We start from the raw sequence: 19,110 nt of genomic DNA, 5'->3' as shown, positions 1-19,110 counted from the left end.
TTTTCCTTATACCTGTTATATACTTTTAATACCCATTTCAATCAATGAAGTATTATGCGTTTCGAGTTCGATCCATCATTTATATCTCATGTTGCGGTACGATTAGATGGCACTTCCTTAAAATCATTTTTAGACAACCTTGGAAACGTATCTTTTCAAGAAGCTGAAAGTTACTTAAGCAATCTAATTAAAGGGAATTATGAGCAAGACGAGTTTACAATCGGCTTGAAAGTTAAACCTGAAAACTACCATCAAACAGAATTATTAGGTCATCTTTATAAAAATAGTGCCTTTCAATCGGTTTCAACTGAAGTATCGGATCTCGACACCCAAAACATGTACAATGACATCGCTCAATTCGTTCAAAGCTATGCCAATGTTGCAGATCTTCAGTACAACAGTAATTTCTTGGACAAGCAGACGTTTAAGCATGAAAAAACGTTAGATAGCTATATCTTCACAGAATTAATGCTGCAGTTCACCAACAATAATACCGTGAAGTTTCGTGTGGACGGCGAATATGTCACAGTGATTAATACTGAGCTAACCTCTAAATACATCTATTTTAACGACAACAAGAATAAGCGGATCTGTAAGTTTTTAAGTAAAAATATGCATCCAGCTTATTTAGAGTCATTCTTAGAACAGATGCATATTATTAAAATTGATTCTGAGCAGTACTTTTATAATGCAGTCGTTAATAACACAATAAGTTATGATGCTGACGTTAACGCCTTTATGGGCCAATCTCAGAATTTTTTAAATACCCTTGTGAAAGGTTATAAAAAACTGATCTTAAACAACGTGCGATTTAATCTTTACGAATTCTTAGAAGACGACCTTGAAAGTGTCATCCTAAACCGTATCACTAAGGCATGGCATTACGCTCACGAAATTACGTTGCAAACCAACAACCCATCAAAATATGTAGTCGCTCAACCGCTGGTTATAAAATATTTATAAGTGAGTTTCTTTATTTATGAACCCCCTCATGATCAAGTATGGTATCGATATTGGTACGCTATCTAAAATATTTAGATCGCATCTTGAAAATGAGGGCATTGTATTTGATCGTGAGAGTGACTTTCAGCTTGAACGAAGCTCTAAACGTATTTACCTCAGAACCAATCACCACAATGACGCCACAAAAAATAAGAAAAAAACGGCCTGGTATCTTGTAGATCTAGATAACGCACGTATGTCTTATGGTTGGTTTCATGCTGGCGGTGCAAACTTCACTTACAGCTTGTATGAATACATTCAAGAAATGGATCTGCAACCTGGTGATACCGTATATACCAAGGAACAGCAAGAAGAAGATCTTAAACGCTTCTTAAGCTCATGCAAAAGTGCTGAGAAGAACAAAAAAGACCAAGAGATATTGGCTCAAATCTATATGGGTTTTGAATGGGCCAGAAGCCTACCCTTGCCAAACCGTCCACACAACTACAATGTGAAAAAGCAGATTAGCTTCAGTCATGCTAGATTGTACAATCCAAGCAACTTCACTAAAAATGAGCTGATTGATTATGTCAGCCAGTACTACCCTCAACACAAGAACAGCACCATTATTCTGAACCGTATTATTGATCTGCAACCAGATCTAGATCAACAGTCGCTACGTCAGAACAAGCTTTTAGTTGAGGGGCAAAACCTCAAAAATCAAATCATTTTCCTTCAGACCATCGCTGAACATAAAAACAAGCGTGGTGAAGATAAGTTTACATTACGTGGTGTACTTGCAAACGGCGCTTTCAAAATCTTATTTAAAGATCCATTGGATGCATGGAACCAAGATCGGATAATCTTTTGTGAGGGCTACGCCACTGGTGAAGCAATTGCAGAATCAATTCAATACTCTATTCCAGTCATTGTCGTGTACGTGGCTGGCAACATCATGAATGTAGTACGTGATTTCCGTGCCGAATTCCCGTTTTCACGCTTCTATATCTTCAATGATAATGACCATAAAACAGCATTAGAAAGCAAAATTAAGCGCAATCCCGGTATCTATTACGCAACAGAAGCATGCCGAGCTGTAAACGCAGCCATGATTGGACCTGAATTTACTGAAGAACAGTTAGATCTAAGTGACTGGAACGATTTTAAATGTTTATACGGCGTTGATTACACGCGTGATGTTATACGTCATAAAATGCAAAATGCCGTGTGGACGACTGCAATTCAAAGCACGGTTAACCCGAACTACTCTATCAGTGCCCTATTCTTTGGCATCAAACAACAGTTGGATGATATAGGCCTCTATCCTGATAGCATGACCAAAAAGAATTGGTTTAGCTTGGTTTTACGCGCATACGCCTTACTGACTCAACAGGGATTTAGTCAGATCCACCCGATTGAGCTGGTCAAAGAACAATTTATTGAGATTCTTGGCCAGATTAGCAAGCAACCCCGTAAAGTCACTGGAGCTGAAGAACCAGAACTCCTTCAGACCTACACAAAACTTGTAGAAATGATCGCACGTAATGATTCAACAACAGCACTGAATCAACAGATTATCGCCGTGATTAATTTATACAAAAATGCAGATTATCCAATTGAATCATTAAAGGTTTGGCTCAAAGATATTGTGAGTAAATCGAACGATCCTGAATGGTCCGAAAACTTCATTAATAATATTTTTATTTCGATAATTTGAATGTCAAACATAAACCCCCAAAGGTAGCAAACTTTTGGGGTTTGTTTTTCTCTAAACTTTCATTGCACTAGGTTTATCGACCTACTTAAGACAAATGTTTCCTGATCTAGTTCGGTTTTGTGACTTATAACTAGGTTTATCGACCTATTTAAAACTAATGTTTCCTGAACCAGTTCGGTTTTGTGACTTATGGATTGGTTTGCCATAAACTTTAACGTTGCCTGAGCCTGAAAGCTGTACTTGAGCAGAATTGATAGCTGTACAAAAGATATTGCCTGAACCAGATAGTGCCACTTCTAAATTGTTGCTTTTCAATGGTAATGCATCAAAATTGCCTGAACCTCTCAAAGATAAGACACAGTGTTCAACGGTACCGTCTAAATCCATATTTCCAGATCCACTAATACTTGCTGTGAATTTATCTTCATTAAGATTTAAGACCTGAATATTGCCTGAACCTTTTAAATCAATAGCTTTTAAATTTGGGTGACTGATCGATACTTCTAACGGTGAACAAGTACTAAAACTTACATTGTCCTGAATAGCTAAAACCAATACACCACCCTGAAAAGTCGCACTAATAAGATTTACAATATTGTCGTCTGCAGTAATTTCCATTTTAGAAACACTTGAAGCAAAAAACTTCAGACTCATTGGACCTTTCATACAGATTTCGTTAAATGGGTTTACAGGTACTTGCTTAGTCACTGGTTTGCCACTTCCAACGATTTGATAGTTGGAACCTGAACTGTAGACATTGCCGTTGCCATTGATTACAACAGAACCCGAAAAAATATGTTTTGACATATAAAGCCTCAAATTATTAAAAGTAATTTAACCCTAAATAAGTGGTCATTCATAACCTAAGAACAATAATTCATAGGTTTTATTAAGTATAAACAGTAAAATACAGATATTTAAGCAGTAAAAGATACTGCTTTTAAATAATAATCAACTTTAGTTTTACCAGGATAATTTTTAGATCATGAAAAATATTAAGTTAGTACTAAGCTCAGCTATTCTTCTACCTCTTGTTGGTTGTTCCATTCTGCCTCAACCGGATGAAATTACGCCAAATCAAATGCTGAAATATCAGACCCCTGAGAACATAATTAATTCCAAAAACCTAAATGGGAAAGCTGGGACCGGTAAAGACTATATGCTTACTGGATATAAAGAAGCTCTTTTACCCCATTCATACATGAATAATTTATGTAAAAGCCAGAATGGATCGTTGAGACAAATTCAACGTTCTACATATGCCTATTTAGATAAACGTAATAACCCATCTCCTAAGACTATCGGGTCAGAACTCGCACCTCACATTGGTATTTTTGAATGTAATGTAAGTTCACCCTGGTATGTAAGTATTGAACCATTATCAAGCCGATACGGTGGTACTAACAAAAATCTAGACATCATTTCGCTAAAAACAAAGGTTGTTGATCGATCTTCACTTAAAGGTCATATTGATTATTACAACGTTCATAGACAAGAAGAACTTGAACAAGACAAGAGAAAATATAATGAGCGATTACGTCAAGAAAATGAGCGTCTACGCCAGGAACAAGCTCAAATTAATGCAAAAAATAGATTTATAGCTGCAAATGCCCCTACAACAAAAGACATAGGTAAAACTATCTGCAATGAAACAGTATTGTCTGCTTTTACCGGTATATACGTATTTGGGCAACCTAATTTTAAGCAGACCAATGGTACGGTTATCGCAAGTGTAGAAGGCTTTTCTAACGATCAGAAAAATATCAAAATCAATATCAAAGGCTTTTTAAATACCCAAAATGGAATCTCAGCTGGAAGTGATGTGTTGTACAACCAGATCCCACTTGAAGCTGGTAGAACGGTTTGGGACAGTAAAGCAAATTGGTTTAAGTGTAATTACTAAAAAATGCACTAAAAAGAAGATCCCGAGGGATCTTCTTTATGTATTATCGAAATGGTATTTATTTTTCTAAATTAAAATAATAAATTAAAGCTTTTAATTTTTCTTTAAACCTTTATTAGACATAGCTTATATTAAAGATTAAACAGAAATGTTTTTAGAATCGGTATATACTAAAAGTATAAATTTTCTTAAGCATATGATTAATAGTCCTATGCAACCTGGGTAGCACATTGCACCTGAATATATATTAGAAATTGGAATTGTTATGGCTGAGAAAGTACCGAGCGCCCGACATAATTGTGATTTAAATACGATGTTTCAGTTTTTCCAAGAAGAACTGGAGCGAAACTACGGATTCGTATTCAAGTCATCTGGTAAATATCAATTCGTGACCGTATTTGATGAAAAAGTGCCTTGCCTCACCGAATCAGATAACCCTAGTAAATCAAGTAGCAACAATGTCAAACCACGAGGGATGTATTGGATCTATCCAAACATGAACCGTGATACTGGTGAATACTGGCCAGTGCTCAAAGGACACCGCTTTGGTGTAACTGACATTGAAATCTCAATTGCTTTTGCTGACCACTATAAGAACGTAATCAAGCCTCAACGAGATTCAAACCCTAACTACAAACCACCAAGCAAAGAAGATGTTGATCGCCGTGTACGTGAGTTTGAAGAAGCTCAAAAGAAGCATCTACTTCAACAAGAAAAAGAGCTCTTAGCTGCACAAATCGCTATCCGTATTGAGTGGCAACGTGCTGGTAAAGTTATTGACGATTCATTTTTTAATAATAAAACTGGAAGCCTTCAGACCTTTAAACGCGACATTCGACAAATGCCGTATATGGTTGAAAAGAACCTAGAGCCATACGGCGCTAAAATCATGCGTAAAGATAACTTTACCCGTGATGAAGCCATTGAAGCAGTAAAGCGTGAACTTCCTGAATCAGCTACCAATCAACAGCTTCTCGTTGAAACAGTAGAGAATGTATTAGCGTATCAAAAGCATTTCATCAACTTTGAACCTGAGCTTGAGGGCGAAAAGAAAAAAGGCTTTGATTTACGTAAAAGCAGAGCTGTCATTCTTGCACCGTTAATTGACACCAATAACAAAGTCGTCAATTTACAGCGTATCACCCACCATCGCCAAAAAAAGCGCAACAAAGAAACCAACAAGCTTGAAGAAGTACTGCATAAGGGCAAGTACTTTTTTGATAAAGCCAAAACGAAAGATGCATTCTTGCCTGTTAGCAAAAATCCTGATGTTGGCTATGAAGTCTTTAACCCGAATGCAAAGAACTATTTGATCAAGGAGGGTTGGGCAACAGCGATCAGCGCACGTAAGGCGTTGGATGCCGGTTTAGAGCTTGGTTTATTGGGTGAGGGTTTTACTGCAGAAAACACACAAGTTTTAGCGTCATACAGTAAATCCAATATCTCAAGTGTTGCTGAGCTTATCCGCAGCATCAATCCTGAAGCCAATATATTTGTTGGTTATGATAACGATGCTGGCCAAACGCTTGAGTCTGGTTTGAATCCTGGCTTACAAGAAGCTTGTCACAACTTTTCATTAAGTGGTGTGTTAGGTGATGTGAGCAAACATGAAAAAACACGTATCACCCTGCCCCCAGTTTTCCAAAATAAATTATCTGTTTCTGATTGGGATGATGCTCGTCAATATTTAGGTGTTGAACGTTTAGCTGCAGAGTTGGCAAAAGAACTAAATAACGCCGTCAAACGTATAGACAACAAGATCCCTGAAGTTGCGTATGCAATTAACCGCTACAACCGTCAACGCGAAGCTTATGCAGCCAAGTTCCCTAATAAAGAATACCAACCGAATTACGGCATTGTGATTGCACAATCAGATGAAAAATATCTGGAATTGCAGAACATACGAGCTAAAAACCAAGCAAATATTGAAAATTACAACGCAAATATTGAAAAGCGTAAACAAGATCTATCAAAAGCTAACTATGATGGACCAGCTGGTACAGGTAGCACGAAATCCTATGCAAAACCAAAGTACCAACCGCCGTCATTTGATAAAGCATTTGATGATAAATCAACTCCAACCGCTACGGCACCCGTATCTTCGCCCGTCATGACTCTTGAGGGCATTAAGTCTTACATGGAGATCCTTTCTGAAATTGATGTCACCAAAGTTCAAAATGATGTTTTGAAAGTTGTCGCTACTGCAGATGGCCATCAAAAGATTAAAGCCGGTGATATTGAATTCGAGAAAATGGGTGCCAAAGAACCAACCACTAGCACAAACCCAAGTATGGATAGCATGCAAAATACCAAAGTACATATTGATGTATCCAAGGACATCAACAAAGATACAGTTAAATTGCAGAGTGTGGATCGTTCGACCATTCCCGAACAAAACCTTCAGCAAGGTATCGATCATCAAAGCTACGCTAAGTCAGCTATCTTTACCGCTTTTTGGCTTCATTCAGCAGAAATGTATAAAGCTAGAAAGTTAATTCATGAAGCTGGTATTAGTAATGCCGATGTTGAGGGTTCAATTGCTGTCGCTGAAGATAAGCTCAATAAAGCTCAGGAAGAAGTTTCTAAGAAGCGGTCGTATCCTGAACTTTTTGTGATTAGTGCGTCTGATAGCGAATACCGTGCGTCAATCATGAAAGTTTTATCTGATTTAGAGGCTGCACATCCAGAGTGGCAGAATCTCAAAACATTTAGAGAAAATCTTACTGATAGGACCATTGCATTTGATCAATTGAATCTGGATACATTGAAGATCAAAAACAAAGTAGTGCATTTGATTGTCAGTAATGTAACCAATGATCAAAACTATCAAAAGGTTCAAGAAAGCCTCACCACCCTTTTAGATACATCGAACAGCTTGTCTTTGGACCGTCAACAAAAGTTCAATCTTGTGAACGGTCTAAGTAAAACATTAAACAACATGGCCAAACTATTAGATGAACCACCAGTCTTCCAAAGACTGAACGATTTCTTTACTCGTTTTGAAAAGCGTGTAGATGATCTCGTTCTAGGTGATGGTCTAAAGCTGTATGGTATAGAACCGCAGAATTTAAACAAAACTAACGAACGTGGACAGTCGTTCGATATGTAAAAGCAGATATGAAAAAGCCCCGAATATCGGGGCTTTTTTAGTGGGTATATATCTATCTTGCTAAAGCATGGTTAATTTGATCTTCCAAACTACGTCCGTTTTTATCTAGTTTTGTCGCCATAAGAAAAATACGCTTACCCTGGCTATCTTTAGCCCACTGTCTACCAATAGCATCTTTAACTCTCGCATCATCGGCACTATCTAAGTGACTACCTTTATACTCAAGAACGAATATAGATCCATCATCCAACTCAGCAACAAAGTCTGGATAAAAATAGTCCTTACCAGTAGGCAACCAAAATGATGTTTGTGGCTGTTTCGGTATATTTCGGACCCAATATTTTACTCGAGAGTGCCATTCAAGTAGTTGAGCACATCGAAACTCTTCCGAAAGGCTACCACCTTCAGTTTTTTCTCTTAGGTCGTCAATTTGAGCATAGAAGTGTTTTTCAAACTTGCATCCACCACGATAAGGTTTCTTTACAGGATACTTGCCTGGCTCAAACTTAAATGTATTTTCAGGTTGAGGCTGATTGGCCACTTGGAATTGACTAAACAAATCGCCTTGGAAAGCCTGTTGACGCGCCAACTCAAATAACCGATCCAATTCTTTTGTGATGGCTAGGGATAGTTGGAACTGAGCACGATGTAATTGTGTAAGAGTAAAGTTTTTTACGTGAAGCAAATAACTTAACAGTTTTGTTAAATATGCTCTTAGCTGAACTTGCGTTACCCCTTGTCTACTTACTTTGCGATCAAGCCAATTAATAAGATCGGTTTCAGTAACCAGAGTCGGCATATTAGAAAATTGAGCTTGTTGATTCTGAAGTAACGCATAATTGAGTTTTTGTTCATCTATATTAAGATCAATCTCAAAACTATTGACGGTTTCTTTGATAGAAAAACCTTCAAGTTGTATAGGGAAATCTAATAGATTCCATTCTATAGAGTCTTCTATTGTTTCTTTATCTGCAATTTGCCACATACCATCCACGAACAAACCTAGTTGTGGAATTGATGCGAAAGAAGCATTCCAGTTTTCAGGTGCTTGATATGCCTGGCGTTCAGCACGAGCTTCATTAAAGACTTCCTGAACCTTTTCAAGTTGTTTAGGCGGAGTCTGATCAATTACGGCCTTTTCAATCTTATCAAAAGTTTCATTAGTCGTACCTTTATTGATAATCAAAGAGGTACCTTGGCTATTTTCTCTTGTCTGAATTGCTTGCTTAAGTTCTTCGGATAGGGTTTCTGGCTTTACTTCAAACGGGACAGAGATCATAGTTTCAGGGATCTTTTGTTTCGTTGCTGTACCATCGCCTCCAAGCCCAAGATTGTACTGAGGTTTAGCGACAATTGTTGCATCAGCCTCCCACTTCTCAAACCCCATATTTTGAATCATGCGATCTTTAAGTAACATCGTAGCTTGTGCAATAGAACTCGAAATGACATGAGCATACGCTTTATTTAACTCGTCATTTTGACGCAGTTTAGCGTATGGCATCCGTAAAACACGGCCTAATAATTGCTCAACATCAGTTGCAGAATTTATGTTTTGCAAACTTGCTAACACGTATGCAAAAGAACAATCCCAACCTTCCTTTAATGCCTCTACAGTGATTACAATCTTGACTTTGCTTTTAGGGCTAAATAGATTTTCATCTTCAAGCTCTTTGGTACCACCAGTAGAAATAGCAATCCAGTCGTTAGTAATATTTTCATATTCACTTAATAAATGTTCTTTAACAACATTTACATTAGCATCACCATTTTTATCCTGAGCTTGTATCAGCAATATTGGTCGGATATATTCCCTTTCATTTTGTGCCAGTACTTCTAGTTTCTGGCGTTGTATTAGCGCATCGCGAATACAATCTTGCCAACTACCAGTATGTTCAGTCAGAACTACAGGAAGTTTAATCATCTCTTCTGATTTTAATTCTGCTGCCGATACTGAATAAAGCACATTATTGTCTTTTGGAGTAGCTGTAAGCTCAATCAAACAACTTGGATTCAACGTTTTTAATGTAGTAAAAAACGTTTTACCACCCCGGTTCTTATGAGCTTCATCGACAATGATGATCGGTCTATGTAAATGAAAAAAGTTAACCAAGGAATGCTTTACACGGCCTATATCACGTTGCGTTAGAAATGTTTGATATTTCAAAGTATCTTCTGATACTCGATCCATGCCTTCAGTTTGGAAGTCAGTAAGGCTCGTAAAATGTTCACTTAATGATTCATCAAATGCATAAGCATTGCGTTGATAAGTCTTTTCCTTGTCGATATTGAACGCTTGAATCGTTGTCACAATCACAATGCATGATTGATTCACATCATGCTTGTTCAAAGTTTGTAGACTTTCAATGTCACATACTTTGATGCGATCGCCGTAATACCCTTGTAATGCTTTTCTATATGGATGTGTAGCATCAGATAACGCCAAAAGTGTTTGTTGGCGAATCATATCTGTTGGTACAAGCCATAGTACAATTGGAGAATCTGTATTTACGTAGTTACGCGCAGCAATCGCAATACTATGTGAAGCAAGTACGGTTTTACCCCCTCCAGTTGGTACGCGTAGACATACACTAGGAATTCCATCTAAGCGATCATTATATTTAATGTCTTCACCGACACACTTATTAAAAGCTTTTTCAGCACCTAATGAGGCAGCTAAAGTTAGGTAGTTCTCTAAAGATTGTAAAGACTGGCTTTGATAGTTTTTTAATTGAAAAGTCATGAGGAACCTTACTTATTAATTGCCATATAACGAATATGGAATCTGTTTAAACTCAATATTTAATTCATCTAATTTGGTTTTACCTAGTCGTGATGCTTCACCAATAATCACACGCTTACCTTCACTGGTATGGCAATCATTGAGGAAGTTTAATATAGAATGTGTGAGTACATTCCCACTATTAGGCCGTCTATCACCTAAAATGCCGTTATATAGTAAGAAATAAGATACGCCGTCATGAACACCTAAGAATGGACTCTCAAGGCTTACAGCACTATTGAATGCTGATTTAGTTTCGAGCCACCAAATATAACTAGCTAGGTCCATAAACTTAACATCAGAATTTAAAAATCCCTGATCATCAAAAACGGCGTTGCCTAGTTTATAAAAACTAAAACCTCCACCACCTTGCCACTCCACGGATTTAGATATGCCACCTTGCTCACCTTCAATGACTTTTTCTAAACGCGGGATAACGTGAGTTTGAGCATGATCACCCATTTCGATACCAATGTAGTGTCTTTCCATTTTGTGAGCTACAGCGGCGGTAGTCGCTGAACCTAAAAATGAATCAAGAACCATATCCCCTTTATTTGTCGCAATATAGAGTATTTTTTCCATCAATCTTTCAGGTTTTGGGCTAGAGAATGTTTCATCTTTTCCATACAAAAGTTGACTTTCTTTTTTTGCCTCATCGGTATGTCCATGATCTTCATGGTTCCACCAAGTCCAAGGCACTACACCTTTAACTTCAGATAAGTATCTAATAATATTAGGTTGTGAATCACCATTTTTACCAAAATATATTCGCCCTTCTTCTAACAATCTATCATATGTTGCTCTTGAAACACCCCAACACCTTCCCTCTGGAGGTCTGAAAGATTTACCTGATGGGCTCACAATTTCATAAAATTGCTCTGGTGTAGCATGTCCAGCTTGCGCTGTCATTGGAATACCACGCCATCTGCCTTTAGGATCATTATTTGGGTTTTTATATACTTTTGCTTGCGTTTCATTCATAGGAACTAGATTACGAACTTTTTTAAACTCCATTGAGTTTTTAGCATATACAAGCAAGTGGTCGTGAGCATCTCCAATAGCTTCACGGTTTTCTCTCGAATATCTTTTTTGCCATACGATGTTTGCTACAAAGTTTTTTCTTCCAAAGATTTCGTCACACATGACCTTTAAATAATGTGATTCGTTATCATCAAGAGTAATCCAAATAGAACCATCTTCAGTTAAAAGCTCTTTTAGTAATTGCAAACGTGGATACATCATTGTAAGCCATTGAGCGTGTTCTAATTTATCATCATAGTGCTCAAAAGCTGATTGACTGTTATACGGTGGATCAATAAAAACACATTTAACCTTACCGCCATATAAAGGTAGTAAAGATTTTAAGATTTGTAGATTATCACCCTGAATAATAAGGTTTTCTTTGGCTGTATCGGTATCACCAAATGATTTCTGGAATTTTAAGAGATGGAATGGAACTTGGCTTGCTGTTTCTTCGGCTTGGTTACGATTAACCCAATCGAGTAAAGGCATAAAAATCACAATTATAGGTTTAAAGTTAATAACCTATTATCAACTATTTATTTATTTTATATCTATAAGAATGATGAAAATATTTAATTTAACCCATTGAAAACCACTAAATAGCTTAGTGGCTTGTTCTGTTTTGGTGATTAATTGGATTCCGTGGATATGACAATAGATGTCATATAAAACCTTCTTTGAACTGTCGCCCTTCCAGCGACTCTAAGTGCATTTCAAGGAAATCTATTGCCACTTCTGAGTAATTTGCGTTGGCTGAACAATTCACCAACTTTTCATCACAAAGACATTTTCCCAAATTTGCCAACTGAGTAACCAACTCATTTTGTACAGAAGCCAAGCTGAGAGCTTCAATCTGAGCTTGCAGTTCTTCACTGAAGAACTGCAGTTCCATACGATTACCACATTGTTGTTGCAGTACATATTTATTTAATACCGCTACTGCTTTAGCGGTATTTAATTCACCGTTCATCATATTACTTATTGTGACGGTACTGGCTTGGATAAACAGGGTTTGGATCAGCCCATAAACCAAGGCGTTGAGAACGTGCGTTGCTTTCAGCACTCAAAATAATTTTATCTTTGAGATATTCACGATAAGCCCATGCATAGCCATCTTTAACTTGCTTATAGTTAACACTATTCACGATGTTTAAGTTAGGCACTTGGTTTGTACGCATCTGAAAAATGGTACCAAGAGTACGACCGTAGCGGTCCTTACTATTTTCTTGCACATACACAATCGTTTCATGCAAGAAACTGATGTTCTGACGCGATTTCTGACCAAAAGCTTGACTTTTTTCTGGTGCATCAATCTGGTTGAAGCGAACACGGATCTGCTCATTGTTGTTGTTTAAAACGGTGATAGTGTCGCCGTCAGAAATACGTACAACTTTGCCAACAAAATCGGCTTGAGCTGCAGTAGCAACAACAGACATGGATAAGGTTAAAGCTAAACTTTTTAAAGTTGTATTAAGGTTCATTTTGAATCCTTAGTGGGTAAAGAATAGGTGAATTATATCGCATTACGTAACTGCAATTTTTTTCTTAAAAAATATATTCAGCTGATTAGTTAGGATTTATCCCCTTTCTCTCAAGCCATTTTTTCCATTGAAGTGCATACGCAACTAAACCAGGTTGTTTTGTCGTGCCATTGCGATATATCGCATTAAAAGATGGCGTCCATGAGTGGTAAGCAGCTGCTCTAACCCAAAAATCGGTTGACGGTTTTGTGGTTAATCGATTTCGCAAGATCTTGGCTGCAAGTCGCGCATTCAGACATCCATCAGTACGCACATAATGGCTGTTATAATTTTCAAACATACCGCCACGTTTAAAGTGCATGGAATTGATTTGGAATTGCCCCATATCCAATGAACGGTTTTTGTTTTGCGCTGTTTGTCCATTGGTACCACGCTCTTTGCTATGTATACCCAATAAAACATACAGCGGAACACCTTCTGACCGCGCAGCATGAATAACACAACTCAAAGTAGCAACTCTACCCGGTACGGTTTGATCGTAAGATGCACTCGCTTGGTTGTATTGATTGTATTGCGTAGTTGGATAGGTATAAGAAACAGGACGGATATTCTGGCGAACGGGTTGTTGTTGTGGTGCTGGTGCTTGCTGGCCACTAGGTTGTGGTCCATTTTGTGCAACTGCCGTGCGCTCAGTGCTAGTCGGAGTTTCTTCAGTTTTTTGCGGTGTGTACTTCACGCCCAGGTAACGACTCGTAAATCCTCTTGGCTTTGCTGGCGCCGTTTCTTGCTGAGTGTTGGTCATGACCTGAAATGGTCGATATGGTGTACTTGATCCATTAGAATTGACATGGTTTGCATATGCACCTAGAGCCTCAGAACTTTGAGGCAATTGAGCATAAGCAACGCTTGATCCTAATAGAGTCGCAAATAGCGTTGGTTTTAACAGCATATTAATCAGCACCTTTATCGTTGTTGTTGAAATTGTCGATTAGGTGCTGTTTACGGTCAGCTAACTTATTCAGTGTTTCAACTGGCAATGGGTTTTTGCCGTCATACCACGATAAGCTATATTTTTTTGGCGCATAGCGGAACCATGCCAAGAATGGCGCATTCGGTAAAAATAAAAGACCAGTACGGACTTGCCACGCACGATAAGCTGAATTGATGCTAACCATGTATAGATAAAACACCAATAATACACCTGGTACAACAAGCATTGGATATAGCGCTTTAAAGAACATATAAACTACGTACAAGCCTGTAAACATAGATAATGCTAAATACAAATAAGACGAAAATTGATGGTTTTTAACAAGCTTGTCTATTTCATCATTACTCATTGAAGCTAAACGTTCTTGCCCTCTTGGGTAGTGAGTATTAGCAATGAGTCTTTTCAGTTGTTTAAAATTGTTAGGTGCGACAATTTCATATTCACATAAAGGGTGTGCACATACCCAATTCACGTTGCCTTTATAAGAACGTGGAATCCTGTTGTCATGCATTAAAATCGATTTACCGCATTCGGGGCATGTTGGAGACAGCATTGATCTAATATTAGATAAATGCGGTAAAAACCCTTTTCTAGCTGAACTCCAGTGGCTTTTACGCCCGAAATCAAAAAAGACTCGCTTTAAAATACCTGATTTACGGGGTTGACTAGCTTCAATTGCCTGTTTAATGGCAGCTTCATCTAAAACCTCATTGGTAATATTTACCTTTTGTGGAGCACTATCAGAACTATTTTTATCTGAAGACATACTTTTACCTACGGACTTTTATTATGTAGAATACGTTATTATATTAAAGGATTTTCAACGTGTCTAAAACCCTTTTTATTTTCGCAACGGTTATTTTAATTTCCACCCTTTTAAGTGCCTGTAATAACTCTAATACTCCAAATGAACAAGATCCATTAAAAGGTCAAGAACAGAAGTTTTTAGACGAATCGGCAACGAGTGAATCAAAAGAACTTGTGTTTTATGACTTGGTAGATCCTAAGAAAAAAGACCAACCTATAAAGGCTGAAGAAGCAAGTGCTTCCGAGCCTGAAGCCCAAGAACAACAACCTGAAAACGCCTTATCTCCTGAGGTTCTTGAAGCGATTCGTGAAAATACAGAACGACAAGAAAAAAAGGAAAATGCACTCAGAACAATAGCTGAAGCTAAGCGTATTGAAGCATTATTAGTAGGTAAAGATCGCAGTAGTGATGATGGCTATACCTATAACAGTGATGAATAATTGATATATCAATGGTTTTAACCAATACAAACTTATTATTTTAAGTTAAAATGATTTTAAATTTTTTGGTATATACGGTTATGTTTAACAGTGCTTTTAAGAAACATAAAATAAAAATATGTTTTGGCTTACCAATCATAATTGTGGTTTCGATCTTAATATTCAAAATCTACTCCTACCCCTTTAAGCCAAGACTCTTAAGCCCCGATTGGATTGAAAGTCGCTACAATGGTTGGGAAGTTGAACATCATGACTTATGGATTGCTACAATTGTGGATGTTGTTGGTCCAAAAACAGTAAAAATTAGAAATCAAAATGGAGAAGAAAAAATTATGGATCTTCTCTATATAAATGCTTTGCAATCTTCGGAAAAAATGAAAAACCTCTATATCAATAGCTTGTCCGGTTATGTTGGCCAACAGCTATTTGTAAAAGGAGATCCAGACAAAGCGCGGTTTAATGGCGTCTTGATCGATGGTAACGGTGAAAATATCAATCTAAACCTAACTTATGTACCAGGTGCGGTATTGGATATGTCATCAACTGCATACATTCATGACCGAGAAAAGCAATTAGTTCCTTATTTCGCGAATATCAATTCAGAAAATAGAACGTTTTAAGTTATAAATTAAGGGATATTAGAAAGGCCAAGCTATGCCAGCACCATTATGTTTCCTCACACTGGAATTTACCGCCAAAGTCAAGAATCCAGTTGATGTGCCTGACATTATTAAGTCGTCTATTTTGACGCGTATTAAAAAGTGCCGCACATCATCAATAGAACAGGTTCAGTATCTTTATAATGCTGAAGAGAGCTACTGGAAGCCAAAAAAACAAGTCACTGAAGAAGCAACTCAATATCATGGCATCACCAATGAAGATTTATTAACGCAAGACTCAATCAATGGTCTAAAGATTAAAAACTATGTTGTGTATTGGGCAAACGTTTATACATTTAGAATTTTGCAAAAAAGCAAAGTGAAGTTTTTTAATCACCGCTTTATCTTTTTAAACAACTTAATCAACGTGATTGGTGAAGATGGTTCCCTACCCATGACAGAATGGGCACGTTTAGCCAGTGCAGCTTCGGGAAATAATGAATTTCCAGAAGAGATACTGACTAACACTAACAATAAGGTCATCTGTTTGACCGTTATATTTGATTATATTTCTGAAAAATTAACATCACTTTATGGTTTGGATCTAAATAAGCATTACGATCTGGTTGCTGCAGTACAATACAACAGTGCCATCAAAGCTAAGAGTCAAAAATCATTAAAGGTTCATAAGCTTATGCGTGATGATTTTAATGAGTTTAAATTGCTTTTAGACAAAGGCATGGAGATTAAGAGAATTAAAAAGGAATATTTTATAAATAATAACTATCTCCCTTAAACCTAAAAGCCACTTTCTTAAAAGTGGCTTTTTTTACGTTAAACATAAAATAAACTATCACTAAAACCCTTTTTTAAAATATAATACTTTTAATTTCTATTTTAACTGGTGATACATTGTGAGTTTAATTAAGAAGCAAAAAGACATTCTATCTCACGACCCTCTTGTTTCAATTTTTAGTAACAATGACCTTTTAACAATCTCAGTTGATACGGATTCTGAAGATTTGAATCGTCAACCTAAAAATATAAAAATCCCGAATGCCGATCTTAAAGAGTTAACAATACAAATCAGTGGTTTTGATACTTTAGAAAACAATGATGTTGGTCGTTATTTCACTTGTTCTGGTACCGTAGAGCTCGTTAATACACTAGGTAATGGTGAAGAAAAACGTTTTGTATTAGCAGAGCCAAAAATCAAAGTAAACGTGGCTAAAAAAGGTCATTTACCGCAAACAGAACAAATTAAACAATTGGTTCGTAATGCGTGGATGGATGCATTTAGCTATGGTTGCCAAAACATTAACCAACCTTACCACTATGAAGATGAAACTTGGTTTGAACGCTTCAAAGGTAGCATTATTGGTAAATTTGTACTGATCGTACTTGCCACTTTCTTTGCTGCTTTCATTGGTTTGGCTATTTTTGGTTATGCTGCTGGTAAAAAACAACAGGACCCAACATTAGAAATTGCGAATCAAATTGCTCAAGATCCTGAAGCATTAAAGCAATTGCTGAATCAATATGATCAACAAAATAACCAATCTGGTGCACCTACTCCACAAGCATCACCAGAACAAGCAGCTGAGCAAGAAAGACAGCAAGAAATTAGCTCATTCGGTTTAGATGCTGGATCTAGCGAATAACGCTGATTAAGCAATAAAAAAGCACCTTAGTCATAAATACTTTGGTGCTTTTTTTATGCCTAAATTTATTATGCAAATTTAAAAAGAATCCAAATGATGACGAGATGTACTGGATAGAACCAGTACGCCCACTTCCCCACTGGCGGTAATTCAAAAGGTAAATTCATGTGCTGTCCTTTCAGTAGGAATTGTGCACCAATACACGTTGCAATGGCGCTACTGACAGCAAATGAGAGTGCCAAAGAATATGTAGTCATATCCGTATAGTAGCCACCAATCAACCAGTTGAAAATGTTGGCCAATGAAGTGAGCAAGACGCTGATCATTAAAAAGTATTTCTTAGAATGAACGTTGGTTGTTTTAAAGAATAAATACAGGAATACAATTAATAAAACGCCCCACACGCTATACATAATAAAATTAGATAGCAATGTGATCACGACTAACAGAGAGACAAACTGCAGCGTTGCATATTTATGTTTAGATTCCCCTAATACAACAAGCAAAAATCCTAAAAGCAACGTAGGCATGACGTTCAGAGTTGTAAATGGCTCTTGGTTGAATAGTTGATACGGTACTTCTGATAGCACACAAAACAACGCCAAATTTTTAAAATAGTTTTTTAATGTATGGGTTTTCTTTTTAGAAATAGCTTGGTTCAAATTGAATGCAAGCATGATACAAAAAATAGGAAAAGCCCAACGGCCAATCGTCCTCAACAACAGATTATATTGAGGAAATAATATTGATGCGTGGTCAATAACCATGGTCACAATCGCAATCCACTTCAATAGATCCAAGGCTCTATTGCGATCTCGCACGGCGCTTTGGCTAATTACAGCTTCTTGTAGATGAACCATGTGTTATTTTTCGCTAAAGGGTTTGTATAAGCATCACTACGCTGTTTTCGGGTGTTGTTACGATTATCTAAGATCTCAATGCTATTCCAACCTTCGGGATAACCGAGCACCAGGCCAGAGTTATAAAATCTCGTGCGATGACGCTCTTCATCGCCGGCATAAAACAAGTACGCACGAATATCGTTATACGGTCGATGCCCGACCAATACGTTATCTTCATCACGATCAAAGTACTCATAAATTAAATCCGTATATTCACGATTGAAGTATCCGCACTTCTCAAACAGATCTGCACTTGAACGAAAAGTAATAGATTCCTTGGCCAGTGTTTTATTTAAAATCATGCGAGTGACATTACGAGCAAACACGGGCAAATTAAAATGCACAGGCAAATGAATTTCATTTATTTCGGACAAATCAATAGGATCACCAAAAGGATTAGAAAGTTCTAATGCTTTTTGATAAAAGTCCATCCATTGTGCAAGATATTCATCAACAAACTTTTTCTCACCATAATAAATTGGTAATCCATCAACCGTTAAAAGGTTTTGTGGAGGAAAAATATTGTTTCTTAAATCTAAGATGCTTTGTTTTAATTTTGCGATTTCGATTGGATCACTAATCATAACAACTCACTCGAATTAGAGTATTAAAATAATTATATAGGGTTTTAATTAATTGGATATAAGTTTTTAGCTCAGTAAATAAGCATTTTTGTTGTGTGGCGAATTAGAATTGTTAAAAATTTAAAAGAATATTTATTCTAGGAATTATTGATACAATGTATCTAATTTCTT

17 protein-coding genes are annotated in these 19,110 nt (G+C 37.1%); 8 read left to right on the top strand and 9 right to left on the bottom strand.

Going from position 1 to position 19,110, the window contains the following annotated elements; translation table 11 throughout:
- Positions 1-54: 54 nt before the first annotated feature.
- Positions 55-963 (top strand): hypothetical protein, encoded by a 909-nt coding sequence (locus AC13CK_RS03980; RefSeq protein WP_482830971.1) that lies wholly within the window; start codon positions 55-57, stop codon positions 961-963.
- Between the two features lie 28 nt (positions 964-991).
- Positions 992-2,659 carry a primase/helicase family protein gene (locus AC13CK_RS03975; protein WP_482830970.1) on the top strand — a complete coding sequence of 556 codons (1,668 nt, stop codon included), beginning with the start codon at positions 992-994 and terminating at the stop codon, positions 2,657-2,659.
- 144 nt (positions 2,660-2,803) lie between these two features.
- Here the strand turns inward: AC13CK_RS03975 and AC13CK_RS03970 are convergent, their stop codons facing one another.
- Entirely contained in the window at positions 2,804-3,466 is a 663-nt protein-coding gene (locus AC13CK_RS03970) for a GIN domain-containing protein (RefSeq protein ID WP_482830969.1), read from the bottom strand.
- 178 nt (positions 3,467-3,644) lie between these two features.
- Here AC13CK_RS03970 and AC13CK_RS03965 point away from each other — a divergent pair, with 178 nt between their 5' ends.
- Both AC13CK_RS03965 and AC13CK_RS03960 read left to right on the top strand, forming a co-directional pair.
- Positions 3,645-4,562 (top strand): hypothetical protein, encoded by a 918-nt coding sequence (locus tag AC13CK_RS03965; protein ID WP_114190209.1) that lies wholly within the window; start codon positions 3,645-3,647, stop codon positions 4,560-4,562.
- 265 nt (positions 4,563-4,827) lie between these two features.
- A complete protein-coding gene (locus AC13CK_RS03960) occupies positions 4,828-7,671 on the top strand; it encodes a primase/helicase family protein (protein ID WP_482830967.1) in 2,844 nt (947 codons plus the stop codon).
- A 52-nt stretch (positions 7,672-7,723) separates the two neighbouring features.
- Here AC13CK_RS03960 and AC13CK_RS03955 read toward each other — a convergent pair whose 3' ends face one another.
- From AC13CK_RS03955 to AC13CK_RS03930, 6 genes are all read right to left on the bottom strand, one after another.
- Positions 7,724-10,411, bottom strand: a complete 2,688-nt coding sequence (locus tag AC13CK_RS03955; protein ID WP_024160726.1) for a DEAD/DEAH box helicase — start codon at positions 10,409-10,411, stop codon at positions 7,724-7,726.
- A gap of 15 nt (positions 10,412-10,426) precedes the next feature.
- Positions 10,427-11,962, bottom strand: a complete 1,536-nt coding sequence (locus AC13CK_RS03950) for a site-specific DNA-methyltransferase (protein ID WP_024160885.1) — start codon at positions 11,960-11,962, stop codon at positions 10,427-10,429.
- Between the two features lie 172 nt (positions 11,963-12,134).
- Positions 12,135-12,446 (bottom strand): hypothetical protein, encoded by a 312-nt coding sequence (locus AC13CK_RS03945; protein ID WP_227553477.1) that lies wholly within the window; start codon positions 12,444-12,446, stop codon positions 12,135-12,137.
- 1 nt (position 12,447) lies between these two features.
- On the bottom strand, positions 12,448-12,954 hold the full coding sequence (locus tag AC13CK_RS03940; RefSeq protein ID WP_005006141.1) for a thermonuclease family protein: 507 nt from the start codon (positions 12,952-12,954) through the stop codon (positions 12,448-12,450).
- Positions 12,955-13,039: 85 nt separating this feature from the next.
- Positions 13,040-13,903, bottom strand: a complete 864-nt coding sequence (locus tag AC13CK_RS03935; RefSeq protein ID WP_063454483.1) for a lytic transglycosylase domain-containing protein — start codon at positions 13,901-13,903, stop codon at positions 13,040-13,042.
- 1 nt (position 13,904) lies between these two features.
- Complete coding sequence (locus AC13CK_RS03930) at positions 13,905-14,711, bottom strand: hypothetical protein (RefSeq protein WP_419286594.1); 807 nt, start codon at positions 14,709-14,711, stop codon at positions 13,905-13,907.
- 59 nt (positions 14,712-14,770) lie between these two features.
- Here AC13CK_RS03930 and AC13CK_RS03925 point away from each other — a divergent pair, with 59 nt between their 5' ends.
- The 4 genes from AC13CK_RS03925 to AC13CK_RS03910 all read left to right on the top strand — a co-directional run bounded on the left by AC13CK_RS03925 (position 14,771) and on the right by AC13CK_RS03910 (position 17,453).
- Positions 14,771-15,193 (top strand): hypothetical protein, encoded by a 423-nt coding sequence (locus AC13CK_RS03925; RefSeq protein WP_005006133.1) that lies wholly within the window; start codon positions 14,771-14,773, stop codon positions 15,191-15,193.
- An 80-nt stretch (positions 15,194-15,273) separates the two neighbouring features.
- Complete coding sequence (locus AC13CK_RS03920) at positions 15,274-15,813, top strand: hypothetical protein (protein ID WP_024160732.1); 540 nt, start codon at positions 15,274-15,276, stop codon at positions 15,811-15,813.
- Positions 15,814-15,847: 34 nt separating this feature from the next.
- A complete protein-coding gene (locus AC13CK_RS03915) occupies positions 15,848-16,588 on the top strand; it encodes a hypothetical protein (protein WP_005006125.1) in 741 nt (246 codons plus the stop codon).
- Positions 16,589-16,706: 118 nt separating this feature from the next.
- Positions 16,707-17,453 (top strand): hypothetical protein, encoded by a 747-nt coding sequence (locus tag AC13CK_RS03910; RefSeq protein WP_024160733.1) that lies wholly within the window; start codon positions 16,707-16,709, stop codon positions 17,451-17,453.
- A gap of 68 nt (positions 17,454-17,521) precedes the next feature.
- Here AC13CK_RS03910 and AC13CK_RS03905 read toward each other — a convergent pair whose 3' ends face one another.
- Complete coding sequence (locus tag AC13CK_RS03905; RefSeq protein WP_482830966.1) at positions 17,522-18,313, bottom strand: TraX family protein; 792 nt, start codon at positions 18,311-18,313, stop codon at positions 17,522-17,524.
- The gene (locus AC13CK_RS03900; protein WP_024160879.1) at positions 18,289-18,939 is read right to left on the bottom strand and encodes a hypothetical protein; all 651 of its coding nucleotides are present in this window, start codon (positions 18,937-18,939) and stop codon (positions 18,289-18,291) included. The genes AC13CK_RS03905 and AC13CK_RS03900 overlap by 25 nt, the downstream gene beginning before the upstream one ends.
- Positions 18,940-19,110: the final 171 nt, after the last annotated feature.

It is taken from the genome of Acinetobacter sp. L-24 (genome assembly GCF_056857555.1).
Note: the sequence above shows the minus strand (reverse complement) of the source record. Positions and strands in the feature narration are given on the sequence as shown.